Annotated in this window: 29 protein-coding genes; 12 read left to right on the forward strand and 17 right to left on the reverse strand. The window is 62.6% G+C overall.

Going from position 1 to position 24,843, the window contains the following annotated elements:
- The first annotated feature begins 129 nt into the window (after positions 1–129).
- On the forward strand, positions 130–330 hold the full coding sequence (locus tag ACEXP3_RS06180) for a hypothetical protein (protein WP_377296467.1): 201 nt from the start codon (positions 130–132) through the stop codon (positions 328–330).
- 4 nt (positions 331–334) lie between these two features.
- Here the strand turns inward: ACEXP3_RS06180 and ACEXP3_RS06185 are convergent, their stop codons facing one another.
- Entirely contained in the window at positions 335–976 is a 642-nt protein-coding gene (locus ACEXP3_RS06185) for a TetR family transcriptional regulator C-terminal domain-containing protein (protein ID WP_377296468.1), read from the reverse strand.
- Positions 977–1,266: 290 nt separating this feature from the next.
- Here ACEXP3_RS06185 and ACEXP3_RS06190 point away from each other — a divergent pair, with 290 nt between their 5' ends.
- From ACEXP3_RS06190 to ACEXP3_RS06225, 8 genes are all read left to right on the forward strand, one after another.
- The gene (locus ACEXP3_RS06190) at positions 1,267–2,520 is read left to right on the forward strand and encodes a Zn-dependent hydrolase (protein ID WP_377296469.1); all 1,254 of its coding nucleotides are present in this window, start codon (positions 1,267–1,269) and stop codon (positions 2,518–2,520) included.
- A gap of 40 nt (positions 2,521–2,560) precedes the next feature.
- Positions 2,561–2,788, forward strand: a complete 228-nt coding sequence (locus tag ACEXP3_RS06195) for a hypothetical protein (RefSeq protein ID WP_377296470.1) — start codon at positions 2,561–2,563, stop codon at positions 2,786–2,788.
- Between the two features lie 102 nt (positions 2,789–2,890).
- Complete coding sequence (gene hydA, locus ACEXP3_RS06200; RefSeq protein WP_377296471.1) at positions 2,891–4,345, forward strand: dihydropyrimidinase; 1,455 nt, start codon at positions 2,891–2,893, stop codon at positions 4,343–4,345.
- Positions 4,346–4,435: 90 nt separating this feature from the next.
- Positions 4,436–5,227: an ABC transporter ATP-binding protein gene (locus tag ACEXP3_RS06205; protein WP_377296472.1), complete on the forward strand. Its 792-nt coding sequence runs from the start codon at positions 4,436–4,438 to the stop codon at positions 5,225–5,227.
- 460 nt (positions 5,228–5,687) lie between these two features.
- Complete coding sequence (locus ACEXP3_RS06210; RefSeq protein WP_377296473.1) at positions 5,688–6,071, forward strand: endonuclease domain-containing protein; 384 nt, start codon at positions 5,688–5,690, stop codon at positions 6,069–6,071.
- On the forward strand, positions 6,068–6,946 hold the full coding sequence (locus tag ACEXP3_RS06215) for an ABC transporter permease (RefSeq protein WP_377296474.1): 879 nt from the start codon (positions 6,068–6,070) through the stop codon (positions 6,944–6,946). The genes ACEXP3_RS06210 and ACEXP3_RS06215 overlap by 4 nt, the downstream gene beginning before the upstream one ends.
- Positions 6,943–7,809, forward strand: coding sequence for an ABC transporter permease (locus tag ACEXP3_RS06220; RefSeq protein WP_210104311.1), 867 nt, complete (start codon positions 6,943–6,945; stop codon positions 7,807–7,809). Before ACEXP3_RS06215 ends, ACEXP3_RS06220 begins: the two co-directional genes overlap by 4 nt.
- Positions 7,810–7,847: 38 nt before the next feature.
- Positions 7,848–8,840: an ABC transporter substrate-binding protein gene (locus ACEXP3_RS06225; protein ID WP_377296475.1), complete on the forward strand. Its 993-nt coding sequence runs from the start codon at positions 7,848–7,850 to the stop codon at positions 8,838–8,840.
- Positions 8,841–8,857: 17 nt separating this feature from the next.
- Here ACEXP3_RS06225 and ACEXP3_RS06230 read toward each other — a convergent pair whose 3' ends face one another.
- Positions 8,858–9,124, reverse strand: coding sequence for a hypothetical protein (locus ACEXP3_RS06230; protein WP_377296476.1), 267 nt, complete (start codon positions 9,122–9,124; stop codon positions 8,858–8,860).
- Positions 9,125–9,195: 71 nt separating this feature from the next.
- On the opposite strand from ACEXP3_RS06230, the gene ACEXP3_RS06235 reads away from it, so the two are divergent.
- From ACEXP3_RS06235 to ACEXP3_RS06245, 3 genes are all read left to right on the forward strand, one after another.
- Positions 9,196–10,410 carry an efflux RND transporter periplasmic adaptor subunit gene (locus ACEXP3_RS06235; RefSeq protein WP_377296477.1) on the forward strand — a complete coding sequence of 405 codons (1,215 nt, stop codon included), beginning with the start codon at positions 9,196–9,198 and terminating at the stop codon, positions 10,408–10,410.
- On the forward strand, positions 10,407–13,730 hold the full coding sequence (locus tag ACEXP3_RS06240) for an efflux RND transporter permease subunit (RefSeq protein ID WP_377296478.1): 3,324 nt from the start codon (positions 10,407–10,409) through the stop codon (positions 13,728–13,730). Before ACEXP3_RS06235 ends, ACEXP3_RS06240 begins: the two co-directional genes overlap by 4 nt.
- A gap of 151 nt (positions 13,731–13,881) precedes the next feature.
- On the forward strand, positions 13,882–14,568 hold the full coding sequence (locus tag ACEXP3_RS06245; RefSeq protein ID WP_377296479.1) for a Crp/Fnr family transcriptional regulator: 687 nt from the start codon (positions 13,882–13,884) through the stop codon (positions 14,566–14,568).
- Positions 14,569–14,617: 49 nt separating this feature from the next.
- On the opposite strand, the gene aidB is transcribed toward ACEXP3_RS06245, so the two are convergent.
- From aidB to ACEXP3_RS06320, 15 genes are all read right to left on the reverse strand, one after another.
- A complete protein-coding gene (gene aidB / locus ACEXP3_RS06250; RefSeq protein ID WP_377296480.1) occupies positions 14,618–15,433 on the reverse strand; it encodes an AidB family quorum-quenching N-acyl homoserine lactonase in 816 nt (271 codons plus the stop codon).
- Positions 15,434–15,481: 48 nt separating this feature from the next.
- Entirely contained in the window at positions 15,482–16,099 is a 618-nt protein-coding gene (ureG, locus tag ACEXP3_RS06255) for an urease accessory protein UreG (RefSeq protein ID WP_210104305.1), read from the reverse strand.
- A gap of 70 nt (positions 16,100–16,169) precedes the next feature.
- A complete protein-coding gene (locus ACEXP3_RS06260; protein WP_377296481.1) occupies positions 16,170–16,853 on the reverse strand; it encodes an urease accessory protein UreF in 684 nt (227 codons plus the stop codon).
- Positions 16,854–16,859: 6 nt separating this feature from the next.
- Positions 16,860–17,396, reverse strand: coding sequence for an urease accessory protein UreE (ureE, locus tag ACEXP3_RS06265; protein ID WP_210104303.1), 537 nt, complete (start codon positions 17,394–17,396; stop codon positions 16,860–16,862).
- A gap of 143 nt (positions 17,397–17,539) precedes the next feature.
- A complete protein-coding gene (locus tag ACEXP3_RS06270; RefSeq protein ID WP_210104694.1) occupies positions 17,540–18,076 on the reverse strand; it encodes a peroxiredoxin in 537 nt (178 codons plus the stop codon).
- A 139-nt stretch (positions 18,077–18,215) separates the two neighbouring features.
- The gene (locus tag ACEXP3_RS06275; RefSeq protein ID WP_377296482.1) at positions 18,216–18,896 is read right to left on the reverse strand and encodes a TIGR02117 family protein; all 681 of its coding nucleotides are present in this window, start codon (positions 18,894–18,896) and stop codon (positions 18,216–18,218) included.
- A gap of 57 nt (positions 18,897–18,953) precedes the next feature.
- The gene (locus ACEXP3_RS06280; RefSeq protein ID WP_377296483.1) at positions 18,954–19,196 is read right to left on the reverse strand and encodes a hypothetical protein; all 243 of its coding nucleotides are present in this window, start codon (positions 19,194–19,196) and stop codon (positions 18,954–18,956) included.
- A gap of 53 nt (positions 19,197–19,249) precedes the next feature.
- On the reverse strand, positions 19,250–19,693 hold the full coding sequence (locus tag ACEXP3_RS06285) for a GNAT family N-acetyltransferase (RefSeq protein WP_377296484.1): 444 nt from the start codon (positions 19,691–19,693) through the stop codon (positions 19,250–19,252).
- Positions 19,694–19,703: 10 nt separating this feature from the next.
- Entirely contained in the window at positions 19,704–21,416 is a 1,713-nt protein-coding gene (gene ureC, locus ACEXP3_RS06290; RefSeq protein WP_377296485.1) for an urease subunit alpha, read from the reverse strand.
- A 64-nt stretch (positions 21,417–21,480) separates the two neighbouring features.
- Positions 21,481–21,912 carry a lysozyme inhibitor LprI family protein gene (locus tag ACEXP3_RS06295; protein WP_377296486.1) on the reverse strand — a complete coding sequence of 144 codons (432 nt, stop codon included), beginning with the start codon at positions 21,910–21,912 and terminating at the stop codon, positions 21,481–21,483.
- A complete protein-coding gene (locus ACEXP3_RS06300) occupies positions 21,912–22,217 on the reverse strand; it encodes an urease subunit beta (protein WP_210104297.1) in 306 nt (101 codons plus the stop codon). Before ACEXP3_RS06300 ends, ACEXP3_RS06295 begins: the two co-directional genes overlap by 1 nt.
- A 39-nt stretch (positions 22,218–22,256) precedes the next feature.
- A complete protein-coding gene (locus tag ACEXP3_RS06305) occupies positions 22,257–22,511 on the reverse strand; it encodes a DUF1272 domain-containing protein (RefSeq protein ID WP_377296487.1) in 255 nt (84 codons plus the stop codon).
- Between the two features lie 5 nt (positions 22,512–22,516).
- Positions 22,517–22,819 (reverse strand): urease subunit gamma, encoded by a 303-nt coding sequence (locus ACEXP3_RS06310; protein WP_210104295.1) that lies wholly within the window; start codon positions 22,817–22,819, stop codon positions 22,517–22,519.
- Between the two features lie 19 nt (positions 22,820–22,838).
- Complete coding sequence (locus ACEXP3_RS06315) at positions 22,839–23,663, reverse strand: urease accessory protein UreD (protein WP_377296488.1); 825 nt, start codon at positions 23,661–23,663, stop codon at positions 22,839–22,841.
- Entirely contained in the window at positions 23,600–24,805 is a 1,206-nt protein-coding gene (locus ACEXP3_RS06320) for a CE1 family esterase (protein ID WP_377296489.1), read from the reverse strand. Before ACEXP3_RS06320 ends, ACEXP3_RS06315 begins: the two co-directional genes overlap by 64 nt.
- Between the last annotated feature and the right edge of the window lie 38 nt (positions 24,806–24,843).

Below are 24,843 nucleotides of genomic sequence, written 5' to 3' on the forward strand. Positions count from 1 at the left end.
CCCTGCCCAACCCACGTTACAAATCAGCACCAATGCGGTAAGGGCTAATCCCACTCTGTGGCGAAAGCCCGCCACCTCCGTGGTATCACCTCACCTTTTCTGCTCTGGAGAAACAACATTATCAAGATCATGGTTTTGCTGCACAGCGCGGTTGGCGCCGGCTGGCAGTCTCCGCCGAAGGGCACCAGCCTGAAGACGCTGGGCGAAGCCGAGGAACAGGGGTTGATCGAGGTGCGCGGCGAGTTCCAGAAGCGGCAGATGCGCCTCACCGAACGCGGCCAGCGGCATCTGGACGAGGACAAGCGGCGGCTTGCCGCGCGCAGGATGTGACGCTTTAAGGCGCTTTTTCCACTTTCAGCCCGCGAAGAAAAAGCTCTTCCAGATAGCGGGCCGCATCCTCGAACCGCCCCTCGCCGGCCTTGTCGCCCAGAACTGCGCGCACCTGCACGTCGAAATCGGCATAATGCTGGGTGGTCGACCAGATCGAAAAGATCAGGTGGTACGGATCGCATCGGACAATCTTGCCGCCCTTGGCCCAGGCTCGGATCACCTGCGCCTTCTCGTCCACCAGCGCCTTCAGCGGACCGGTCAACTCGTCTTCGATATGCGGTGCGCCCTGGAGGATCTCATTGGCAAAGAGCCGGCTTTCGCGGGGAAAATCCCGTGACATTTCAAGCTTGCGGCGAATATAGGAGCGGATTTCGGTTTCCGGATCGCCGTCCGCATCAAAGGCCTTCAGCGGCTCCAGCCAGGTAAACAGCATGCGGTCGAGAAGCGTGCGGTGCACCGCCTCCTTGGTGCGGAAGTAATAGAGCAGATTGGGTTTCGACATGCCAGCGGCCTCGGCGATCTGATCGATCGTTGCACCGCGAAAGCCATAGGCGGAAAAGACGTCCAGCGCCGCTTCGAGGATTTTTTCCTCTTTCTCCTCCTGGATGCGCGTTCGCCGCTGCGTCTTCGCCGCTCTTGGAATCATGGTGTCGTTATCTCCTCTTGCACTGCCCGCGGCAAGACGCAGATGCACAAATTTTACCCCGGAAACCCTGCTGCCGGATTTCTGCTCATTTTTCACGACAGCGGACGATTTTCGACTTGAGTGCACCCACGGAAATTGTAAGGTTTTACCAACCGGTCAATTTATCGGCGACGCACCCGACAAAGGCAAGCCATTGCTTGCTTCGTAACAAGAGGCGCGCGCCGGGACCTTAAGGGAACAGCGGTCGTGCCTCACATAACCGACTGAAACAGACATGAAGGATGACGCAAATGGTGGCGGCACCAGGCGAGAACTTGCGCGTGAACGGCGATCGGCTGTGGGACATGCTGATGGAAATGGCGAAAATCGGTCCCGGCATTGCCGGCGGCAACAATCGCCAGACCCTGACGGATGAAGATTCAGACGGACGGCATCTTTTCAGGCGCTGGTGCGAGGCGGAAGGCCTCAGCATGGGCGTCGACAAGATGGGCACGATGTTTGCCACGCGCGCCGGCACCGATCCGGATGCGCTTCCCGTCTATATCGGCAGCCATCTCGACACGCAGCCGACCGGCGGCAAATATGACGGCGTGCTGGGCGTGCTGGCGGGGCTCGAAGTCGTGCGCACGCTGAACGACCTCAACATCAAGACCAAGCACCCGATCGTCGTCACCAACTGGGCGAACGAGGAAGGCGCGCGCTTTGCCCCGGCCATGCTCGCCTCCGGCGTGTTTGCCGGCGTGCATTCGCTGGACTATGCCTATGGCCGCAAAGACCCCGACGGCAAGACCTATGGCGAGGAGTTGAAGCGCATCGGCTGGCTGGGCGAGGAAGAAGTCGGCGCGCGCAAGATGCACGCCTATTTCGAATACCACATCGAGCAGGGCCCGATTCTCGAAGCGGACGAGAAGCAGATCGGCGTCGTCACCCATTGCCAGGGCCTCTGGTGGCTGGAATTCACGCTGACCGGCCGCGAAGCCCATACGGGCTCCACGCCGATGGCCATGCGGGTGAATGCCGGTCTTGCCCTGTCGCGCATCATCGAGATGGTGCAGGGCGTGGCCATGGAAGAACAACCGGGTGCCGTCGCCGGCGTCGGCCAGGTGTTCTTCTCGCCCAATTCGCGCAACGTTTTGCCGGGCAAGGTGGTGTTCACCGTCGACCTTCGCACGCCGTCCCAGGAAAAGCTGGACCGCATGCGCGCGAAAATCGAGGCGGAAGCGGCAAAGATCTGCGCACCCCTCGGCGTCGGCTGCGCTGTGGAGGCGGTCGGCCATTTCGATCCGGTGACGTTCGATCCGGTTCTGGTGGAACGGGTGCGCTCGGCGGCCGAAAAGCTCGGCTATAGCCACATGGACATCATTTCCGGCGCCGGACACGATGCCTGCTGGGCGGCAAAACTTGCACCATCCACCATGATCTTCTGCCCCTGCGTCGGCGGGCTTTCCCACAACGAAGCGGAAGAGATTTCCAAGGAATGGGCCGCCGCCGGCTGCGACGTGCTGTTTCACGCGGTGGTTGAAACGGCGGAGATTGTGGGGTGATGCAAGATCCTCTACACTCATCGCATGAGAGGATAGTGCCATGTCCGACACGGTCACGAACGAGCTTATCTACGAGACGCTCAAGCGCATGCAGGAAACGCTTTCCCTGCACACGCAATATCACCTTGAAACCAAGGAACGACTTGGATTGCTTGAATACCAGGTTGGCGGCCTCACGGCTCAATATGCCAATCTCTCGCAACGCCTGGATCGCGTGGACCAGCGTATCGCGCGGATTGAAAAACGCCTCGACCTCGTCGAAGCCTGAATGCAGGTATCGCAACCAACCAATGATACGACGATAAACATCGGGCCGCCGGCACCGATGTTGCCGGTGGTCCTCCTATAAAGAAAAGAGGGAACGGGACCCATGAGCACAGTCATCAAAAACGGCACCATCGTCACCGCCGATCTTACCTACAAGGCGGATGTGAAGGTGGACGGCGGAAAGATCGTCGAGATCGGCCCGAACCTGTCCGGCGATACGGTGCTCGATGCGACCGGCTGTTATGTCATGCCGGGCGGCATCGATCCGCATGTGCATCTGGAAATGCCGTTCATGGGCACCTATTCCGCCGATGATTTCGAAAGCGGCACGCGCGCCGGGCTCGCCGGCGGCACCACCATGGTGGTGGATTTCTGTCTGCCCGATCCCGGCCAGTCGCTGATCGATGCGCTGAAACGCTGGGACAACAAGGCGACGCGCGCCAATTGCGACTATTCCTTCCACATGTCGGTCACCTGGTGGGGCGAGCAGGTGTTCAACGACATGAAGACCGTGGTTCAGGAAAAGGGCATCAACACCTTCAAGCACTTCATGGCCTACAAGGGGGCCCTGATGGTGAACGATGACGAGATGTTCGCCTCGTTCTCGCGCTGCGCCGAGCTGGGCGCACTGCCGCTCGTCCACGCCGAAAACGGCGACGTGGTGGCCGCCATGCAGGCCAAACTGATGGATGAAGGCAATAACGGCCCGGAGGCGCATGCCTATTCGAGGCCCGCAACGGTGGAAGGCGAAGCGACCAACCGCGCCATCATCATCGCCGACATGGCGGGCGCGCCGCTTTACGTCGTCCACACCTCCTGCGAACAGGCGCATGAAGCCATCCGCCGCGCCCGCCAGAACGGCATGCGCGTCTATGGCGAGCCACTGATCCAGCACCTGACGCTGGATGAAAGCGAGTATTCGAACCCCGACTGGGACCATGCGGCGCGGCGCGTCATGAGCCCACCGTTCCGCAACAAGCTGCATCAGGATAGCCTCTGGGCCGGCCTGGCCTCTGGCTCCCTGCAGGTGGTGGCGACCGATCACTGCGCCTTCACCACCGACCAGAAGCGATACGGCGTCGGCGATTTCCGAAAGATCCCGAACGGCACCGGCGGTCTGGAAGATCGCATGCCGATGCTGTGGACCTATGGCGTGGCGACCGGCCGCATCACCATGAACGAATTTGTCGCCGTCACCTCCACCAACATCGCGAAAATCCTCAACGTCTATCCGCGGAAGGGCGCAATCCTGGTCGGCGCCGATGCCGATCTCGTCGTCTGGGATCCGGAAAAGGAAAAGACGATCACCGCGAAAAGCCAGCAATCCGCCATCGATTACAACGTCTTCGAGGGCAAGACCGTAAAGGGCCTGCCGCGCTACACCCTGACCCGCGGCGTGGTTGCCATCGAGGACGGCGCCATCAAGACCCGCGAGGGCCACGGCCAGTTCGTCGCCCGCGAACCCTATCCGGCGGTCTCCAAGGCGCTGTCCACCTGGAAGGAACTGACGGCGCCGCGCAAGGTGGAACGCACCGGCATTCCGGCTTCGGGCGTGTGAGGCGCGGATGACCCGATTTTCGACGCGGCGTCCAGTTCCAGAGGGCGGTTTTGGCGCCTGCGCCTCCGTCTTTTTCCACAAGGCTTTTTCATGACTACCTCGCCTTTATCCGTCGTTTCCGCCAAAAACCTTGGTCTCACCTTCGAGACCAATGACGGCCCCGTGCATGCGCTGTCGAATGTCGATCTTGAGATCAACAAAGGCGATTTCGTCTCCTTCATCGGCCCGTCCGGCTGCGGCAAGACGACCTTTCTGCGCGTCATTGCCGATCTCGAAAAGCACACGGCCGGCACCATCACCGTCAATGGCATGACGCCGGAAGAGGCGCGCAAGAGCCGGTCCTATGGCTATGTGTTCCAGGCGGCCGCCCTTTATCCGTGGCGCAGCATCGAAAAAAACATCGCACTGCCGCTCGAAATCATGGGCTATGCGAAATCCGAGCAGGACAAGCGGGTCGCGGCCATGCTCGATCTCGTCAATCTCTCGGGCTTTGGCAAAAAATATCCCTGGCAGCTCTCGGGCGGCATGCAGCAACGCGCCTCGATTGCCCGCGCTCTCGCCTTCGATGCCGACCTTCTCCTGATGGACGAACCCTTTGGCGCACTGGACGAAATCGTGCGCGACCACCTCAACGAACAGTTGCTCAAGCTCTGGGCGGCGACGAAAAAGACCATCTGCTTCGTCACCCACTCCATTCCCGAAGCCGTCTATCTCTCCACCAAGATCGTCGTGATGAGCCCCCGCCCCGGCCGCGTCACCGATGTCATCACATCGACGCTGCCCAAGGAGCGCCCGCTCGACATCCGCGAGACACCGGAATTCCTACAAATCGCCCATCGCGTGCGCCAAGGGCTGAAGGCGGGGCACAGCTATGAGGAATAGCATTCAGGAAAAAACCCCTCCCCAACCCCTCCCCACAAGGGGGAGGGGCTTACGTGCCACAAGCACTCGCCCCACCAGGACGAGATCTTGTGCGCGTTCAGCTCAAACTCTTCAAATTAAACGTGAGGCAGAGAGCACGCCCCTCGCGCTCTCCCCCCTTGTGGGGGAGATGGCCGGCAGGCCAGAGGGGGTGTTGGCGGCGACAACCAACTTTCCAAAAAGGTGCGCGTGGAGCGTGGCGAAAAAGACCCCTCCCCAACCCCTCCCCACAACGGGGAGGGGCTTACCTGCCACAAGCGCCCGCCTCACCAGGACGAGATCTCGTTCGCGTTCAGCTCGAACGTTTAAAGTTGAGATTGGGGCAGTGAGCCCGCCCCACACGGTCTCCCCCCTTGTGGGGGAGATGGCCGGCAGGCCAGAGGGGGTTTGGGCCGCAACGACCTTGAGGAAGGAGTGCCCGATGCCGCATTCCAACATCGACGCCAAGACGCGCGGTCGTGCAAAAACATTGCGACGGGAATTGACCAAGGCAGAACGGCAGATGTGGGATCTGCTGCGAGACCTTCGCTCCCATGGCGCTCGCTTCCGTCGGGAAACGCCGATCGGGCCCTACATCGCCGATTTCGCGTGGCTCTCTGCCCGCATTATCATCGAAGTGGATGGCGACAGCCATGAGACAGAGTTTGGCCGCAAGCACGACGCGCAGCGAGACGCGTTTCTGACGAGGCAAGGTTTTAAGGTCCTGCGCTTCGACAATGCGGACGTGATCGGCTGCCCGGACGCGATCTTCACGATGCTGGAGACGGAGCTTGCCTCCTTTCTGACGGAGGGCGTCACCCCATGACCACCCTCTTCCGAGACCGCATCCTGCCGGTCCTCACCGTCATTGCCGCCATCCTCGTGCTCTGGCATGTCGCCGTCGTTTATCTGAATGCTCCCTTCGTGCGCGATCAGGCTGCACGCGCCGGCGAGAGGGTCACGCTGTCGCAACTGGTGGAGCGCAGCTTCGCGCAGGAGCGGCCGGTTCTGCCCGCACCGCACCAGATCCTCGCGGAGCTTTGGGATACGACCGTCAACAAGGCGGTCACCTCCAAGCGCAGCCTCGTCTATCACGCCTGGGTGACGCTGTCGGCGACGCTTGCGGGCTTCGGCATGGGCACGGTACTGGGCATCGCGCTTGCCATCGGCATCGTTCACAGCCGGGCGATGGATCGCTCGCTGATGCCCTGGGTGATCGCCAGCCAGACCATCCCGATCCTTGCCATTGCGCCGATGATCATCGTGGTCCTGAATTCCATCGGTATTTCCGGGCTGATGCCGAAGGCGCTGATTTCCACCTATCTGTCCTTCTTCCCGATTGTCGTCGGCATGGTGAAGGGCCTGCGCAGTCCCGACGTGCTGCTGATCGATCTCATGCACACCTATCATGCAAGCCCGGCGCAAACCTTCTGGAAACTGCGCTGGCCGGCCTCCATGCCCTATCTCTTCACCTCCCTGAAGGTGGCGATTGCGATTTCGCTGGTCGGCGCCATTGTCGGCGAATTGCCGACCGGGGCCGTGGCGGGGCTTGGCGCGCGCCTGCTGTCCGGCTCCTATTACGGCCAGACGATCCAGATCTGGGCTGCCCTCTTCATGGCCGCCGGCCTTGCCGCCGTGCTCGTTTCCATCGTCGGCTTTGCCCATCACCGCGTGCTGAAGCGCATGGGGGTAAAGCCATGAACGGCACTCTCGTCTTTGCCCTCCTCTTCTGGATCTTTGCCTGGGGGCTGAATGCCTGGCTGGTGAAGCAGAGGCCGAAAAACCTGGCGCTTGCACGCCTGATCGGGATTGCCGTGCCCGTACTGTTCGGCATCACGCTGCTCGTCATCTGGGAATGCGTCGTGCGCGGCTTTGCCATCCCGACGATCCTCCTGCCGCCGCCGTCTATGATCGGCGCGCGCATCCTCTCCTCGACCCCGATCCTCTGGGCGGATTTCCAGCAGACATTTCTGAAATCGGTCATCACCGGCTATGTCGCCGGCTGCGGGCTGGGCTTTGTCGTGGCGATCCTCATCGACCGCTCGCCCTTCCTGCAGAAAGGCCTGCTGCCCATCGGCAATTTCGTCTCGGCGCTGCCGGTCGTCGGCGTCGCCCCGATCATGGTCATGTGGTTCGGCTTCGACTGGCCGTCCAAGGTCGCCGTCGTCGTCATCATGACCTTTTTCCCGATGCTGGTGAACACGGTGCAGGGGCTTTCGGCCTCCAGCCACATGGAACGCGACCTGATGCGCACCTATGCCGCCGGCTGGGGCCAGACGCTCGTCAAGCTTAGGCTTCCGGCCGCCTGGCCGTTCATCTTCAACGCGCTGAAGATCAATTCGACGCTGGCGCTGATCGGTGCCATCGTGGCGGAGTTCTTCGGTACGCCCATTGTCGGCATGGGCTTTCGCATTTCCACGGAAGTCGGGCGCAGCAATGTCGACATGGTCTGGGCCGAAATCGCGGTTGCAGCCGTCGCAGGCTCGGTCTTCTATGGTCTGGTGGCGCTCGGGGAGCGGGCCGTCACCTTCTGGCATCCGTCCGTCCGTGGTGGGCGGGCGTAAGGGTAGAAACGAACACAACAACAAGAGGGAACTGAACCATGACAATCAAACTTGCCTCCCTGCTGCTGGCTGCAGCCGTGTCCCTGACTGCCATGCAGGCCGCTGCCGCCGATAAGGTGACGCTGCAGCTGAAATGGGTGACGCAGGCCCAGTTCGCCGGCTATTACGTTGCCAAGGACAAGGGCTTCTACAAGGAAGAAGGCCTCGACGTCGACATAAAGCCGGGCGGCCCGGACATCGCCCCGCCGCAGGTTCTGGCCGGCGGTGGCGCCGACGTGATCGTCGACTGGATGCCGTCGGCGCTTGCCACGCGCGAAAAGGGCGTGCCGCTCGTCAACATCGCCCAGCCCTTCAAGTCCTCCGGCATGATGTTGACGTGCCTCAAGGAAACCGGCATCACCAAGCCCGCCGATTTCAAGGGCAAGACGCTCGGCGTCTGGTTCTTCGGCAATGAATATCCGTTCCTCTCCTGGATGGCGACGCTCGGCATCAAGACGGATGGGTCCGCCGATGGCGTCAAGGTGCTGAAGCAGGGCTTCAACGTCGATCCGCTTCTGCAGAAGCAGGCCGCCTGCATCTCCACCATGACCTATAATGAATACTGGCAGGTCATCGATGCCGGCATCAAGCCGGAGCAGCTGGTCACCTTCAAGTATGAGACGGAAGGCGTGGCAACGCTCGAAGACGGCCTCTACGTGCTGGAAGACAAGCTGAAGGACCCGGCCTTCAAGGATAAGATGGTCAAGTTCGTCCGCGCCTCGATGAAGGGCTGGAAATGGGCCGAGAAGAACCCGGACGAAGCCGCCGGCATCGTGCTGGATAACGACGCGTCCGGCGCGCAGACCGAAAAGCACCAGAAGCGCATGATGGGCGAAGTCGCCAAGCTGACGGCCGGCTCCAACGGCGCGCTCGACAAGGCCGATTATGATCGCACGGTGAAGACGCTGCTTGGCGGCGGTTCCGATCCGGTCATCACCAAGGAACCGAAGGGCGCCTATACGACCGAAATCACGGCAGCGGCCCTGAAGTAATAAAAAGACATCCCGGACTATACCGGAACATCATCTTGACGCGCGGCCTTGGCCGCGCGTTTTTTATTGTTTTTGGGTGACAGGTTCGCCCTATCGGCGAAGCTCATGCCGCCCTGCAATTGATCCTCCCGACCGTTACGGTTAAGCTGATCATGTTTCAGCACCGGGTGATCTTGCGCAGAATTTTCCGCGTAACCACCTATCAGTCGGCCAGGTGTTCGCGCACCGGCTGCGACACGGACCGGGCGGACGGCGGGGAGGCTGGTCGCATCGGCATACTTCAAATTGCTCTCGGATAAGGCCGCCCCTTGCGACAAGGGAAGCGGCCGCTTGCAGGAACAGGTCCAGACTGCCGATGACACGCCCAATGACGCCGATTGCCGCCCTGACAACCGCCGCCCTGCTGTGGACAACACCATATGGGTCTTATGCCCGTGCCGAAGAGCCGGCGGCACCGGTCGCCACGCGCGCGGCCCTTCCCGCGATTGTCGTCACGGAGGCGATCGCGCGGCCGCTGGTCGATAGCGTGGTGGCGAGCGGCACGATCCGCGCCGTCCAGGAAATCTATGTGCAGCCGCTGGTGGACGGCCTGTCGATCAAGACGCTGGGCGCCGATGTCGGCGACCGCGTCAAGGCGGGCGACGTGATGGCGACGCTGAACGAAGACGCCCTTCTGCTGCAGAAAAGCCAGCAGCAGGCCAACAAGGTCAAGGCAGAGGCAGCGCTTGCGCAGTATCAGGCGCAGGTCATCGAGGCGCAGGCCAATGCCGAGGACGCGGTGCGCCAGCGCAACCGCGCCGAAACCTTGAGCCGCAACGGCACCGTGTCCGCCTCGCAGGTGGAGCAGCTGACCGCCTCTGCCGCCGCCGCCGAAGCCCGCCTCAATGCGGCGCGCCAGGCCGTCAGCGTCGGAGAGGCCGATATCAAGGTGGTCGCCGCCCAGATCGACGACATCGATCTCCGGCTGGAGCGCACCGCCGTCAAGGCGCCCGTCGATGGCGTGGTGTCCGTGCGCAATGCCAAGGTCGGCGCCATTGCCGCAGGGACCGGCTCGCCGCTGTTTACCCTCATTCGCGAGGGCCGCATCGAACTGGTGGCCGACGTTGCCGAAAGCGATGTCCGCCGCATCAAGTCCGGCCAGACGGCGCGGATTGCGGTCAATGGCGGAAGCGATACGCTGTCGGGAACGGTGCGGCTCGTTGCCCCGACCGTCGATCCGGTGACCCGGCTCGGCGCGGTGCATATCACCGTCGATGAAAACAGCGGCGCCAAGGCCGGCATGTATGGTACGGCCGAGATCATCATCACCGAGACCACGGCGCTGACGCTCCCGCAATCGGCCGTCAACACCGACCGCCATGGCTCCATCGCCCGCAAGGTCGAGGATAATGTCGTCAAGCAGGTGACGATCGAAACCGGCATCCAGTCCAAGGGCTTCGTGGAGATCCTGAGCGGTCTTTCCGAAGGAGACGTGGTGGTTGCCAAGGCCGGCGCCTTCGTGCGCGACGGTGACCGCATCACGCCGGTGCGGGCCGCGCCCGTCGCGTCGAACCAGGGGCTCACCCGATGAATTTTTCCGCCTGGTCGATCCGCAACCCGATTGCGCCGCTGCTTGCCTTTGCCCTTCTGATGTTCATGGGCATCCAGGCCTTCAACAAGCTGCCGATCACCCGTTTTCCGAATATAGACGTGCCAGTGGTGTCGATCACCGTCACACAGAGCGGCGCCTCGCCGGCTGAACTCGAAATGCAGGTGACGAAGGAGATCGAGGATGCGGTCGCCTCGATCAGTGGTGTCGACGAGATCTCGTCCACCGTCACCGACGGCCAGTCGCAGACGGTCGTCCTGTTCCGCATCGAAAAGCCGACGGAAGAAGCCGTCCAGGATGCCAAGGACGCCATCGACCGCATTCGGGGCGATCTGCCCGCCTCCGTCGACGAGCCGATCGTCACCAAGGTGGATGTCGAGGGCCAGGCGATCCAGACCTTTGCCGTCTCCTCCCCCAACATGACGATCGAGGAACTCTCGTGGTTCGTCGACGACACGATCAAGCGCGCCCTGCAGGGCCAGCCGGGCATCGGCCGCATCGACCGCTACGGCGGTGCCGATCGGGAAATCCGCATCGCGCTCGATCCGGCAAAGCTGAATTCCTACGGCATCACCGCGCCGCAGGTGAACACGCAGCTGCGCGGCACCAATGTCGATCTGGGCTCCGGCCGGGGACAGGTTGCCGGAAACGAGCAGACGATCCGCACGCTTGGCGATTCGCGCGACGTGGCCGACCTTGCCAACACGACGATTGCGCTTCCGACCGGCAATTTCGTAACGCTGTCGGATCTCGGCAGGGTGACCGATACCTATGAGGAGCCGCGCTCCTTCTCGCGCTTCAACGGCGAGCCGAACGTCACCTTCGCCGTCTTCCGTGCCAAGGGCGCAAGCGAGGTTTCGGTGGCCGAGACGGTGGCGACGCAGCTGGACGAGATCCGCAAGGCCCACCCGAACGTCACCATCCAGATGGTGGACGATTCCGTCTACTTCACCTACGGCAATTACGAAGCGGCGATCCACACGCTGATCGAAGGTGCGCTGCTTGCCGTCGTCGTGGTGCTTCTCTTCCTGCGCAACTGGCGCGCCACGCTGATTTCAGCCCTTGCCTTGCCGCTGTCGGCCATTCCCACCTTCTGGGTGATGGACCTGATGGGCTTTTCGCTGAACCTCGTCAGCTTCCTGGCGCTGACGCTCGCGACCGGCATTCTGGTCGACGATGCCATCGTCGAGGTGGAAAACATTGCCCGCCATATCAAGATGGGCAAGACGCCCTATCGCGCCGCCCTTGAAGCGGCCGATGAAATCGGGCTTGCGGTCATTGCCACCAGCTTCACCATCATTGCCGTCTTCGTGCCGGTCTCCTTCATGCCCGGCATTCCGGGCCAGTATTTCATCCAGTTCGGCCTGACGGTTGCCTTCTCGGTCTTCTTCTCGCTGCTGGTGGCGCGCCTCATCACACCGCTGATGGCCGCCTACCTGATGCGCGCCGAAGACGCGATGGACGACCATCACGACAATGATGGCCGGCTGATGAAGGCCTATACCTGGCTTGTGACCGGAACGACGCGGCGCTGGTACATGCGCTATCTGACGCTGGTCGGTGCCGTCGGCTTTCTCATCGGCTCTATCATGCTTCTGGCCCAGGTACCCGGCAGCTTCCTGCCGCCGGAAGATGCCTCGCGCATCGTCCTGTCCGTCGAACTGCCGCCAAACGCGACGCTGGACGAAACCGCCGCCACCTCCACGGCGATCTACGACACGATCAAGTCACTAGAGGGCGTCGAAAGCGTCTTCGTGCTCGGCGGCGCATCGCCGAAGGGCGACCTGGAGCTTCGGCGCGCCACCGTGCGTGTCATCCTCGGCAAGATCGAGCATTCGCTCGTCAAGACGCTCGTCAACAAGGCGTTCGGCAATTTGCCGCTGATCGGCCCGTACCTGCCAAAAATGCCGGAAAACGGCCGCACCCACCCGCAATGGGAGATCGAGAAGGAGATCTTTGCGAAGGTTGCCTCGATCCCGGATGTGCGCATCACCAAGCTCAACGATCGCGGCGAACGGGAGCTGACCTTCAACTTCCTGTCCACCAGCAGCGACGACCTGAACGATGCGGTGGCGACGCTCGAAAGCCGCCTGCGCGCCTCGCCGATCCTCGCCAATGTGTCCTCCGAAGGCGCCCTGCCCCGACCGGAACTGCAGATCCGCCCGCGCAAGGCAGAAGCCGCACGGCTTGGCATCACCCCGCAGCAGATTTCCGAAACCGTGCGCGTCGCCACCATCGGAGATATTGATGCGGCGCTGCCGAAAATCTCGCTGGATGACAGGCTGATCCCGATCCGCGTGCAGGCCTCGCTCGATCTGCGCCGCGACCTGCAATCCATCCGGGCGCTCAAGATCCGCACGGCAGCGGGAGCCACGGTGCCGCTGTCGAGCGTGGCCGACATCGATTATTCGGAAGGCCCAAGCTCGATCAAGCGCCATTCGCGCCAGCGCGTGGTGGTGATCGGATCGGACGTGCCGCAGGGCACGGCACTCGATACGGCAACGGCGGAATTCCGCCGCATCGTGGAGGAAACAAAGCTGCCGCCGACCGTCCAGCTCGCCGAAAGCGGCGACGCCAAGGTGCAGGGCGAAATGGTGCAGGGTTTTGCCAATGCCATGCTGCTGGGTCTGCTGCTGGTGCTGGTGGTGCTGATCCTGTTGTTCAAGGATGTGATCCAGCCCTTCACCATTCTCTTCTCGCTGCCGCTGGCAATCGGCGGCGTGGCCGTGGCGCTGATCATCACCAACAATGCGCTCTCCATGCCGGTGCTGATCGGCATCCTGATGCTGATGGGGATCGTGACGAAAAACGCCATTCTTCTGGTCGATTTCGCCGTCGAAATGCGCCGCCACGGGCTGGAACGGGTCCATGCCATGGTGGAAGCCGGCCGCAAGCGTGCGCGACCGATCATCATGACCTCGATTGCCATGTCGGCCGGCATGCTGCCATCAGCGCTTGGCGTCGGCGAAGGCGGGTCTTTCCGCTCGCCGATGGCGATTGCGGTGATCGGCGGCATCATCGTGTCCACCGTGCTGAGCCTGCTGGTGGTGCCGGCCTTCTTCCTGATCATGGATGATCTGTCGCGCCTGCTCGGCCGCATCTTCGGCCGCTTCGTCGGCAAGAAGGAAGAGGAGGAAGCCGTGCTGTCAGCCGAACAGCTGAGCGATGCGGTGCGGGCCAATGCGGCACGGCTTGCCGACCTTGAGGGGCGGATACCTGCACCGGTAACCGGCCAGGACAACCGCTCCGGTGCGCCCGCGGCAAACAATGTGCTGCGCCTGCCGCCCCTTGCGGCGGAATAGGCAGGCAGGCGCCAGATTGCGCTTTGCAAGGAAAGAATGCTATTTGTGCGGGCGCCCGGTTTGATCGATGTCAAATCGGGCGTTTCCGCGCAATGCTAGATATTCCCCCGGATGCACGTAAACGCACGAGGACATGCGAAGGGGGCATGACATGCTGGACAAGAGCCACAAAGCCAATATCCGTGAACGCGGTCTTCTGACGAAGACGCCATTCCTGCATTCGCTGACGGGTAATGCGCTGGCGCGGATGCTGGATTCGGCCCATGTCTACAGCATGCCGGCGCGGGCCAATGTGTTTCGCGAGGGCGAACCGGCACTTGCCTTCTACTGCGTGCTTGCCGGCTATGTGAGGCTCTACCGCGTCAGCCGCGACGGGCGGCAGGCCGATATCCGCATATGCGCGCCCGGAGACGTGTTTGCCGAATGCCTGATTTTCGGCGGGGAGAAATACCGGTTCAGCGCCCAGGCGGCTGAAAATGTCAGCCTTGCCCGTTTCGACATGCAGGATGTGCGTGAGCTTGCCGAACAGGATACGCAGGTGGCAAAGGCCATCATGACGGCCCTTTCCGGCCACCTCCTTTCCACCATGGACTGCGTGGTGAACGACCGCCTGCACACGGCCCCCCAGCGTGTGGCCGATTACCTGATCAACCGCTGCCCGACGGCGACCGGAACCGCCTCCATCCGCCTGCCCTTCCAGAAGAACCTGCTCGCCGGCATGCTCGGCCTTGCCCCGGAAGCGCTGTCGCGCGCCTTCTCGTCGCTGCGCCGCACCGGCGTGACCGTGCGCGGACGGGTGATCCAGATCGGTGACGTGGAAGCGTTGAAGCAGATTTGACGCGGGGGCGTTTTTCCGCCCCCTGTCCGACAGGCGCGACGAAGCCCTGTCAGAACAGATCGAGCCGGAAGGCGTGGCCCTCCCGTTCAACCCGGCCATAGCCATCGATATGGCAGCCCGTCACGGCAAAGCCGTCCTCGGCTGCGGCGGCCAGAAGTGCAAGCCGTGTCCTTGCCGCAGCGTCCGCATCAAGATCATAGACCAGGCACAGATCGAGATCCTGCGGCTGGTAAGCGGCCAGATGCAGGGCATCGGCAAAGATCAGCAGACCATCCTTGCCCGCCCCGATGCGATAGCCGGTGTGACCGGGCGTATGGCCCGGCAGGGCAACCGCTTCGATCCCGTCGAGAACCGGTCCGTGCGGGATCGACTGCACCCGCGCGCCATAGGCCTTGATGAGCTGAGCAGCTAGCCCGAAGCCGCTGCGGCGCGCTTCCGGCACGCTCTGGCGCGCCGCCTCGTCCGTAAAGAAGGAAAGCTCAACCTCCGGCACGAGAATTTTCGCGCGCGGAAAATAGGGCGTCTCATCCTCCCATAGGCCGGGCACATGATCGCCGTGCAGATGCGTGACGAGGACGCGGTCGACATCCTGCGGCGCGATGCCTAGATCGGCAAGCGCAAGGCGGGCTTTTCCGAAATCAGCGCCCCAGGCAGTGCCGCAGCCGGCATCGACGAGCGTCACCCCGTTGTCACCCGTCAGGAGGAAACAGTTGACGACGAGCGGAAAGCTGCCGATGCGCGCGCGGGCTTGCGCCAAGGCATCCTCGCCCCGCCGATGGACAAGATGATCGGTGGACGCTTGCACCACGCCATCGCGCAGCATGGTAACGTCATAGGCGCCGAAGCGGCGGGACATGGTCGACATGCGATATTCCTTCAAAGGATCCGGGCGGGCGGTGCAGCGCCAAGCATCTCAGGCCGCAAGTCCGCCATGGGTTTCCAGAAACCGCACCAGATGATCGACGCCTTCGCCGCGCTTCAGGTCGGTAAAGACGAAGGGCATGCCGGCGCGCTGCTTGCTGGCATCGCGGTCCATCACGTCGAGATCGGCCCCGACGTAAGGCGCCAGATCCTTCTTGTTGATCACCAGCATGTCCGAACGGGTAATGCCCGGCCCGCCCTTGCGCGGGATTTCCTCGCCCTGGCAGGTGGAGATGACATAGATGGTAATATCGGCAAGATCCGGTGAGAAGGTGGCCGCCAGATTGTCGCCGCCCGATTCGATGAAGATCAGGTCGAGATCGGGAAATCTCTCGTTGAGGCCTGCAATCGCCTGCAGGTTGATCGTCGCATCCTCGCGGATGGCCGTGTGCGGGCAGCCGCCGGTTTCAACGCCGACGATCCGATCCGAGGACAGGGCCTGCATGCGCACCAGCGCCTCGGCATCTTCCTTGGTATAGATATCGTTGGTGACGACGGCGACGGAATATTTGTCGCGCATCGCCTTGCAGAGCTTTTCCGTCAGCGCCGTCTTGCCGGAGCCGACCGGTCCGCCGATGCCGACGCGCAAGGGTCCGTTTGCCGATTTCATCTCTTTGTTCCCTTCACTTCCCAAAAGTCAGAATAGCGCGCACCCGAAGCGGCGCAAGGCGATGGTCACTCTATGTTCGAAAAAGCCGTGAGGCCTGCGTCTCGTGGCGCAAAGAGGCAATATCGGCCTGTACGGTTGCGGTGCCGAGATCGTCCAGGCTGGCGGTGCTGGCACGCACGGCCATCTCTCCCATCGGCGCCTCGAGCGCGGCAAGGATGGCAACCCCGCCGTGCTGGCCGAGAACGCCGAGCCGGATGCCGGCCGAGACGCCCTGCGACAGGGCCGCATGCAGAAAAGCCGCAAGCGCCGGCACGCAGCTGATGCCATGGGCGGCAGAGACCGCACCGACGGCGACAGGATAGGGACAGTCTGCGGGCAGCACGTCGAACACCGGCTGCGGCCAGGCGATGGCGGCAGCGAGAAAGGCACGCCCCAACGACAGGGTTTCCAGATAGCGCTCGCCGGAGCCTGCCAGCGCAAGGCCAAGCGACGAGAGATCGGCAAGCGCCTCACCATCGCCATTTCGATGCTGAACGGCGCGATGGGCGGCTGAAAACAGCACGGCATCGTTCCAGCCGGTGCCGTGGCGCAACTGCGTTTCCAGCCAGAGCTGCAGGCCCGGCGCATCCGTCACCAGCCCGTCATGCACGGCCCGTTCCAGCCCGCTGGAATAGGCAAAGCCGCCCACCGGAAAGGCCGGCGACAGCCAAGCCATCAGCCGCAGCAGCGCCTGCGTTTCCAGAGCCGCATGCATCAGGCGTCAGTCATGGCTATGATCGTGGCCGCCATGATCATGACCGTGGTGATCGTGCCCGTGGTGGTCATGCCCGTGGTCATGGTTGTGATGATCGTGCCCATGGCTGCCATGCGAATGATAGGCGCCGCGGGCCGGCTGGAACGCTTCCTCGACATCGAGAACCGTAGCGCCCAACCCCTGCAGCATGGAGCGAATGACATGGTCGCGCAGGATGAGGATGCGATCTTCCTCGATCTGCGCCGACAGGTGGCGGTTGCCGAGATGCCAGGCAAGTTCGATGAGGTGCAGCCGGCTCTTGCCGCGCACCTCAAACAGCTTTTCCGCCGCCGCCTTCACTTCCACCGTGTCGCCATTGTCGAGCACCAGCCGGTCGCCGTCGTGAAACAGCACGGCCTCCTTGAGGTCGAGCATGACCATATCGCCATTCGACAGATGCAGAAGCTTGCGGCGCAGATGGCGCAGGTCGTGCGGGAGCGTAACTGTATCGACGGGCGGATCGATCACTTCACCGGCCGGACGATAGGAATGGACATGCTGCATGGGAGATTTCCTGTGATGAGGACCGGCATCATTGCCAAGCCGCGCGCCCATGACAAGCGGATTTTGCTTGGCGTGGCTTTTGATGCCGAGGGCACGCAAGCAGACGGGAGGCGGCGCATCAAACGCACCGCCCCTCAAAAACCTCAGGCGGCTTCCTTGCGGCGCAGGTGTTCCAGAATGTTCTGCGGCGACGACACGCCATAGGGGTCGCTGTCGCAATTGTCCGAAAAACCCTCTTCCTCGAACCACTGCTCGACGAAGCCATCATTGATGATGGCGGCGTAGCGCCAGGAGCGCATGCCGAAGCCGAGATTGTCCTTGGCAACCAGCATGCCCATCTTGCGGGTAAACTCGCCGGAGCCGTCGGGGATCAGCTTTACGTTTTCGAGATTCTGGGTCTTGCCCCAGGCGTTCATCACGAAGGCATCGTTGACGGAGATGCAATAGATCTCATCAATGCCCTCGGCGCGGAAATCGCCGGCGAGCTTTTCGAAATCCGGCAGCTGGAAGGTGGAGCAGGTGGGCGTGAAGGCGCCCGGCAGCGAAAAGAGGATGACCCGCTTGCCGGCAAAATAGTCGCTGGAGGTCATGTCCTGCCAGCGGAAGGGATTGGGGCCACCAACGGCTTCATCGCGCACGCGCGTGCGGAACGTCACATCGGGTACCTTGCGGCCAATCAGCATTCTGTGTCTCCTGTCAAAACCATGGCCGCAGCTTTCTGACAAGCCGCAGCAAAAGCCGACTGGTAGCGGAGATTCGCGTGCAGTGCAGCATGGAAGGCCGATTTCAACAGTCCCGCATGGCCGCTATGCGCCAGGCTCATGGCAAAGGCGCGGAAGATCCATGGAGAGTGAGCGACAGGTCGAGAAGTTGCGGCAGAGGTGTCCACCAGCCGGTGCGAAGTCCACCGGCCCGCAGCATGGCGGCGGTCCAGGTGTTGCAGCCCAAAAGCGCATTGAAGCCTCCATTCGCCTCGAAGAACAGGTCGTTGTCGCCATAGGCGGCATCCGGGACCGACTGCACCCTGCCCTCCTTTTGCAAAAAGCTCGCCTTGATGGCCTTCACCATCTGCCGGTAGCCGGTTTCCGACAGCCTGAGGCTGCGCACCTGCGGCAAGTTACGCGGAATATCTGCGGTCAGATCCACATGCATGACGGAACGATCAACGGTCAGCGCCCGCAACACCGGCATCGGCTTCACATCGCCCCAGGTGGGCGTTTCGATGTAGAACGACCGTCCGCCCCAGCCGATCACAAGATAGACCGCATCCGGCCGGCCGATGGCAAAGCCCACATTCGCAAGCTCTGCAAACTCAGAACGGAGACCCTCATCGAGGCGCAGGGCAATGTCCGTGTGGATCGGATTGTGCAAAAGAAGGATTTCGCGGCTCGGCTGACGATCGTCCGCGGGAGAGACCAACGGACGCGGCACCAGCATGCCGAGGATGAGGATCAGCAAGGGGAGAAGCACGAGCACCAAAGGCAGGCGAAGAGACCTCATGCCGTTCGCCCTGCCGGAATGTTCACGCAGGACAGCCTGACCGGTCCTGACGCCCGATCAATCGACAAGATCAAGCCGGTATTCGATGTGTTGCCCCGTGCCGGCCAGCCGGTCCAGCCTCAGCCCCATCTCTGCCACGCCTTCTGCATCGGCTGCCCGGTTCCGTCGAAGACCGGCAAGCCCCCTCTCGATGCGCGTCAGCCGACTGCCTTGCTCCCGCAGGATATCACGCATGTCGCGCATGTCCGCGCGGACGGCACGCAGATGCTCGAGGACAAGATTGTTGATGTCGTCAGCCATGGTGTCACCCTGAACGTGAGCCCGAAGTCTACACCAAATGCCGGCACCGGCAATCAGAGTGGTTTTCGAAAGTAGACCACCCGTTTTGTTTCCGCAAAACCCCAGGCGGCATGGGCTTGATGGGACGTGATATTGTCGATTTCCGCGTCCGAACAAAGCTCCGCATAGCCCTCTTCCCGAAGCACCGCAGAGATGTGCGACAGCAGCGCGCCACCCGTTCCGGACCTGCGCGCGTCCGGCTCAACCCAAATGCCTTCGAGAAAAGGCACCGGCGTGGCGGTACAGCCATTGGCGTATGCGCGAATGGAGAGCTCGGCAAAACCAAGCGCCCGCCCATCGTCGGCAAGGGCGAGATAGGCCCGGTGATGGTCCTTGCCAAGCTCGGCCATCACCTCGGCCCTGTGGCCGGCAGCATCGAGGCTGCTCCACAGACAGGCGCGCATGCGAACCCATTCGTCGATGTCGCCCACGTCCATCCTGCGGATCTGCGTGGGCATCGCCGCCCGCTCAGAACAGGAAATAGCGCTGCGCCATCGGCAGCACCGTTGCCGGTTCGCAGGTCAGAAGTTCGCCATCGGCGCGCACTTCGTAGGTTTCCGGGTCCACCTCGATATGCGGCGTCAGATCGTTGTGGATCATCGACTTCTTGGAAATGCCGCCGCGGGTGTTTTTCACCGCCACCAGCTGCTTTGCTACGCCGAGCCGGCTGGCAAGCCCCGCATCGAGCGAGGCCTGGGACACGAAGGTGACGGACGAATTGGTGCGGGCCTTGCCGAAGGCGCCGAACATCGGGCGGTAATGCACCGGCTGCGGCGTCGGGATGGAGGCGTTCGGATCGCCCATCGGGGCTGCCGCGATCATGCCGCCAAGCAGAACCATGTCCGGCTTCACGCCGAAGAAGGCCGGGTTCCACATCACGAGATCGGCGCGCTTGCCCACTTCCACCGAGCCGATCTCATGGGAAAGACCATGGGCAATCGCCGGGTTGATCGTGTATTTGGCGATGTAGCGCTTGACGCGGAAATTGTCGTTTTCGCCGGTTTCCTGGGCCAGACGGCCGCGCTGGCGCTTCATCTTGTCGGCCGTCTGCCAGGTGCGGATGGCCACTTCGCCGACGCGGCCCATGGCCTGGCTGTCGGACGAAATGATCGAAAACGCGCCGATATCGTGGAGAATGTCTTCCGCCGCAATCGTTTCCTTGCGGATACGGCTTTCGGCGAACGCAATGTCTTCCGGGATCGACGGCGACAGGTGATGGCAGACCATCAGCATGTCGAGATGCTCGGCGAGCGTATTGACCGTATAGGGGCGCGTCGGATTGGTCGAGGACGGGATGACATTCATCTGACCGCAGATCTTGATGATGTCGGGCGCATGCCCGCCGCCGGCACCTTCGGTGTGGAAGGCGTGGATGGTGCGGCCCTTGATCGCGCCGATCGTATCTTCGACGAAGCCGCTTTCGTTCAGCGTATCGGTGTGGATCATCACCTGCACGTCGTATTCATCGGCAACCGAGAGGCAGCAATCGATGGCGCCGGGGGTCGTGCCCCAGTCCTCGTGCAGCTTCAGCGAGGTGGCGCCGCCGAGCACCATTTCTTCGAGCGCGCCCGGAAGCGAGGCATTGCCCTTGCCGGCAAAGGCAAGGTTCATCGGGAAGGCGTCGGCTGCCTCGATCATGCGGGCGATATGCCAGGGGCCGGGCGTGCAGGTGGTGGCAAGCGTGCCATGCGCCGGGCCCGTGCCGCCGCCCAGCATGCAGGTGAGGCCCGACATCAGCGCTTCCTCGATCTGCTGCGGGCAGATGAAGTGGATATGTGCATCCATGCCGCCGGCGGTGATGATCTTGCCTTCGGCGGCAATCGCCTCCGTGCCCGGGCCGACGATGATGTTGACGCCCGGCTGTGTATCGGGATTGCCGGCCTTGCCGATCGCCACGATCCGCCCATCCTTCAGGCCGATATCGGCCTTGATGATCCCGGAATGATCGACGATGACGGCATTGGTGATGACGGTATCGACGGCGCCATTGGCGCGCGTCACCTGGCTCTGGCCCATGCCATCGCGGATGACCTTGCCGCCCCCGAACTTCACCTCTTCGCCATAGGTGGTGAAATCCTTCTCCACCTCGATGAACAGTTCGGTATCGGCAAGGCGCACCTTGTCGCCAATGGTGGGGCCGAACATCGAGGCATAGGCCGCGCGGGACATCTTGTAAGGCATGGGCTTTCTCGCTTTAGAACTCTTGCTTGGACGAACCGGCGCCCCTCGCGCCGATCCAGCCGGTTCATTCTTGGCCGATGGTCTCGGCGAGTGTCTTCAATTCTTCGGTGCGAACCTTGCTGATTTCAGCCTTGCAGGACATCAGCAGCATGGGTTCGAGCGTGCCGCCGCGGGCGGCGAAGGCTTCCGATTCGCACTGGCCGTCGCGGTATTCGAGCCAGGCCCGCTGGCCTTTCAGAAGCGCTTTTTCGGCGCCCCGTTCTGCGGCTCCGAGCTGCCTGTCGAAATCCGCCATCACCTTGCGGGTGGCTTTCCACTGGGCGTTCAGGTCGGCGTCGGCTGCCTGGAAATCGCGTTCGGCGCAGTAGTTCAGTTCCTTCTGCACCTCGGCCTTGTCGCAATCCACCTGCGGCTCTTCCTCGGCCAGGGCGGCCCCGGCACAGAGAAAAGCCGCAAGGCTGAAGGCGGATGGCAGCAGACGGCGGGCAAATGGCATCACAGCGCGCCCATCACCTTTTGGCGGAAACCATAGACCTCGCGCTTGCCGGAGAGCGGAATGAGCGTCACCTCGCGCGTCTGGCCGGGCTCGAAGCGCACGGCCGTGCCGGCGGGAATATCGAGCCGCATGCCGCGTGCCTTGTCGCGTTCGAAGGACAGGCCGGCATTGGTTTCGAAGAAATGGTAGTGGCTGCCCACCTGCACCGGCCGGTCGCCGGTGTTGGATACGTCCAGCGTTACCGTCGGCTGGCCGGCATTCAGCTCGATCTCGCCCTCTGCGGCAATGATTTCACCCGGTATCATCTTTGCTCTTCCTCTGTGCGGCCCCTGTGGGTGGCCGTCTCATGCAGCATGTGTCGGCAAACAACCTTCAGCCTTCAGCACACGTTTCGTGGAGGCCGGATTGTTGATGAGCTTGGCCGCCGGGCGTACCGGCCGGCGCACCAGTTCGCCCCCGCAATTGGGGCAGATGCCGGAAAGCGTGTTTTCGGCGCAGTCGGCGCAATAGGTGCATTCGAAGCTGCACATCATGGCGTCCAGACTGTCCGCAGGTAGATCGCGATCGCAGCATTCGCAGTTGGGGCGCAGCTCCAGCATGGCGTTTACCGGATCGGTTCGTGGACGGTCACCAGCTTGGTGCCGTCCGGAAAGGTCGCTTCCACCTGGATGTCGTGGATCATCTCGGCAATTCCCTCCATCACCTGGTCGCGGGTGATGACATGAGCGCCCGCTTCCATGAGGTCTGCCACGGCGCGGCCGTCGCGTGCGCCTTCCACGACGAAATCGGTAATCAGGGCGATGGCTTCCGGATGGTTCAGTTTCACACCGCGCTCCAGCCTGCGACGCGCAACCATTGCCGCCATCGAAATCAGGAGCTTGTCTTTTTCTCTTGGACTGAGGTTCATGGGTTCCCCGAATTTATGCTCAGATGTTCCAGACTTTCGGCACTGGCGCGCCGTTTCGCAAGAGCGAAATGACGGGAACCAGAATTTTTCTCAAGGCAAAGCCATCGGCGGCCGCAATGCGCACCACAAGCTTGTCCTGCCAATGGCTTGCACCGGAATAGCCGTCCGCCAAAAGCGCGCGCAGGCGCGGCAGGAACGCCTCGGCACGAGGGCCGGCATAGAACACCGTGGCAAAGGCAACGCGGCCGGAGAGAACGGCGGACCTTTGCCCGAGAGCGGAAATTTCGCCGACCAGGCGTACGTCTTCGGCATGGATCAGGCGGCCTTCGCGGCGAATGCGCCAGCGATCGCGAAACAGGCCGCGGTCGGCGCTTTCGCCCATGGCGGTGCGGCCGAGAATGATGGCTTCGACGGCGAGAAATTCCGCATCATGCGCCAGATCCACCTCCAGCTGACGGGTCAGCGAGGCGCGGTCGAAGAGGATGCTTTCCTGCGGCAGCCAGGCGACGCGGGCGCCGGCGCCGGCCTCAATACGGCTCGACAGAAGGGCCGTATCGGCAGACGCCTTGTAGATCTTTTCATTCGCCTGGGTGGTGACGGTCACATCCGTGCCGGGACCGGCTTTCAGCGACCAGGAGAGCCGGTCGCCGCCGGTCAGTCCGCCGGAGCTGTTGATCAGGACCGCCTCGAGTGCGGGGGTAAAACTTTCCGGCAGGCGGATCTTTGCGCAGCCGTCCTGATAGAGTTCGGCGAGCCGTGAACGGCCCGCCAGATGTTTGGTTACAAGGCGCCCTTCGCCCCGAGCCCGCTGCGGCGCTGGTCTGTTGGCTGGCTGTTGCTGCACGTCGCTCCCTCGGCCGACATACCCTCGGCATTGCTGGAGGCCGACGCACCGGCGCAGACGGCAACCGTGCCCACTTTTGCGGTGGGTTGAACGGCAGTCGCCACGACATCGGTCATATCGGCCTTTCGGAAGAAGTCCCACATCCGCGCGGCCGGATCAATATTGGGATCGAAGCTTTGCTTCTTGCCCGCAGAAACCTTGACGACACCCGACTGCGTCTCAACGGCGGCGGCGATCACATTGGCCTTGGCAGACGGACGCGGCCAATCGTGGTTTCCCTCGGCAAATTCATAGGTCGCAATGCGCGCACCGCTCATGCAGGTGTCGAACAGGCTGAACGTGACGCCGTCGATGCTGGCGGAGGTGCCGTTGCCCTTGCAGCCATCAAGTTCGGTCCAGCGCTGCAGCGCCGTCTTGAAGCCATATTGCCAGTAGGGCTTGCCGCCACCGGCATAAGGATTTGCCTCGTCCTTGACGCCGGCAAAGGCCATGATGGACACCGGGCGCGCCGGCTTGCAGGTCGCCGGATCCGGACCCCATTTTCCGTCGCGCCGCTCGACGGGCAAGCCGACGCGCAGCGAGTTGACGAAACCGGCCGCGGCGAAATCCGAAGCCCCGGAGCAAAGATAGGCCGACAGCATGCGCCCGCCGCCGGAATAGCCGGAGGCGTAGATGCGCGCCGGATCAACGCAGTAATCCTGCTTCACCGTCTCGACGGCCGCCTTGATGAAGGAGATTTCATCAAGACCACCGGCTTGCGTCGTCACACCGGGGACGTTCCAGGCATGGGTGCCCGGCGGCTTGCCATCCAGGCTCCCCTGCGGGGCAAGCACGATAAAGCCTTCGCGCTCCGCCACCTTGTCCCAGGAACTGCGGCGCATCTGGGCGCGTGGATAGCTGTTGCTGCCGTGGAAATCGAACACGACAGCCAGCTTGTCCGTGCCGGTATAGGCCGATGGCACATAGGAGACAGCCTGACGGGAAACGCCGTCTACGGTGATGTCGATATCATGGTAACCGGCCTCGACGGCCACGCCGCAACCGGCACTGGCCGAAGTCGCGCCAAGCAGGAGGGCGCCGGCAGCGGCCAGGCCGCCAAAGACTCGGGAAAGGAAGATGCCGGAGCGTAGTCCAGATGCCATCAAGCGCCTCATCAAACGGGAGTGCGTGAAAACGGAGT

This window comes from Neorhizobium fuzhouense (assembly GCF_042611105.1).
GTDB lineage: Bacteria > Pseudomonadota > Alphaproteobacteria > Rhizobiales > Rhizobiaceae > Neorhizobium > Neorhizobium galegae_A.

Excerpts from the sequence above, each read along its gene's own strand:
- ACEXP3_RS06180 (WP_377296467.1), top strand. The coding sequence starts at position 130 with ATGGTTTTGCTGCACAGCGCGGTTGGCGCCGGCTGGCAGTCTCCGCCG.
- ACEXP3_RS06185 (WP_377296468.1), bottom strand. The coding sequence starts at position 976 with ATGATTCCAAGAGCGGCGAAGACGCAGCGGCGAACGCGCATCCAGGAG.
- ACEXP3_RS06190 (WP_377296469.1), top strand. The coding sequence starts at position 1,267 with ATGGTGGCGGCACCAGGCGAGAACTTGCGCGTGAACGGCGATCGGCTG.
- ACEXP3_RS06195 (WP_377296470.1), top strand. The coding sequence starts at position 2,561 with ATGTCCGACACGGTCACGAACGAGCTTATCTACGAGACGCTCAAGCGC.
- hydA (WP_377296471.1), top strand. The coding sequence starts at position 2,891 with ATGAGCACAGTCATCAAAAACGGCACCATCGTCACCGCCGATCTTACC.
- ACEXP3_RS06205 (WP_377296472.1), top strand. The coding sequence starts at position 4,436 with ATGACTACCTCGCCTTTATCCGTCGTTTCCGCCAAAAACCTTGGTCTC.
- ACEXP3_RS06210 (WP_377296473.1), top strand. The coding sequence starts at position 5,688 with ATGCCGCATTCCAACATCGACGCCAAGACGCGCGGTCGTGCAAAAACA.
- ACEXP3_RS06215 (WP_377296474.1), top strand. The coding sequence starts at position 6,068 with ATGACCACCCTCTTCCGAGACCGCATCCTGCCGGTCCTCACCGTCATT.
- ACEXP3_RS06220 (WP_210104311.1), top strand. The coding sequence starts at position 6,943 with ATGAACGGCACTCTCGTCTTTGCCCTCCTCTTCTGGATCTTTGCCTGG.
- ACEXP3_RS06225 (WP_377296475.1), top strand. The coding sequence starts at position 7,848 with ATGACAATCAAACTTGCCTCCCTGCTGCTGGCTGCAGCCGTGTCCCTG.
- ACEXP3_RS06235 (WP_377296477.1), top strand. The coding sequence starts at position 9,196 with ATGACACGCCCAATGACGCCGATTGCCGCCCTGACAACCGCCGCCCTG.
- ACEXP3_RS06240 (WP_377296478.1), top strand. The coding sequence starts at position 10,407 with ATGAATTTTTCCGCCTGGTCGATCCGCAACCCGATTGCGCCGCTGCTT.
- ACEXP3_RS06245 (WP_377296479.1), top strand. The coding sequence starts at position 13,882 with ATGCTGGACAAGAGCCACAAAGCCAATATCCGTGAACGCGGTCTTCTG.
- aidB (WP_377296480.1), bottom strand. The coding sequence starts at position 15,433 with ATGTCGACCATGTCCCGCCGCTTCGGCGCCTATGACGTTACCATGCTG.
- ureG (WP_210104305.1), bottom strand. The coding sequence starts at position 16,099 with ATGAAATCGGCAAACGGACCCTTGCGCGTCGGCATCGGCGGACCGGTC.
- ACEXP3_RS06260 (WP_377296481.1), bottom strand. The coding sequence starts at position 16,853 with ATGCATGCGGCTCTGGAAACGCAGGCGCTGCTGCGGCTGATGGCTTGG.
- ureE (WP_210104303.1), bottom strand. The coding sequence starts at position 17,396 with ATGCAGCATGTCCATTCCTATCGTCCGGCCGGTGAAGTGATCGATCCG.
- ACEXP3_RS06275 (WP_377296482.1), bottom strand. The coding sequence starts at position 18,896 with ATGAGGTCTCTTCGCCTGCCTTTGGTGCTCGTGCTTCTCCCCTTGCTG.
- ACEXP3_RS06280 (WP_377296483.1), bottom strand. The coding sequence starts at position 19,196 with ATGGCTGACGACATCAACAATCTTGTCCTCGAGCATCTGCGTGCCGTC.
- ACEXP3_RS06285 (WP_377296484.1), bottom strand. The coding sequence starts at position 19,693 with ATGCCCACGCAGATCCGCAGGATGGACGTGGGCGACATCGACGAATGG.
- ureC (WP_377296485.1), bottom strand. The coding sequence starts at position 21,416 with ATGCCTTACAAGATGTCCCGCGCGGCCTATGCCTCGATGTTCGGCCCC.
- ACEXP3_RS06295 (WP_377296486.1), bottom strand. The coding sequence starts at position 21,912 with ATGCCATTTGCCCGCCGTCTGCTGCCATCCGCCTTCAGCCTTGCGGCT.
- ACEXP3_RS06300 (WP_210104297.1), bottom strand. The coding sequence starts at position 22,217 with ATGATACCGGGTGAAATCATTGCCGCAGAGGGCGAGATCGAGCTGAAT.
- ACEXP3_RS06305 (WP_377296487.1), bottom strand. The coding sequence starts at position 22,511 with ATGCTGGAGCTGCGCCCCAACTGCGAATGCTGCGATCGCGATCTACCT.
- ACEXP3_RS06310 (WP_210104295.1), bottom strand. The coding sequence starts at position 22,819 with ATGAACCTCAGTCCAAGAGAAAAAGACAAGCTCCTGATTTCGATGGCG.
- ACEXP3_RS06320 (WP_377296489.1), bottom strand. The coding sequence starts at position 24,805 with ATGGCATCTGGACTACGCTCCGGCATCTTCCTTTCCCGAGTCTTTGGC.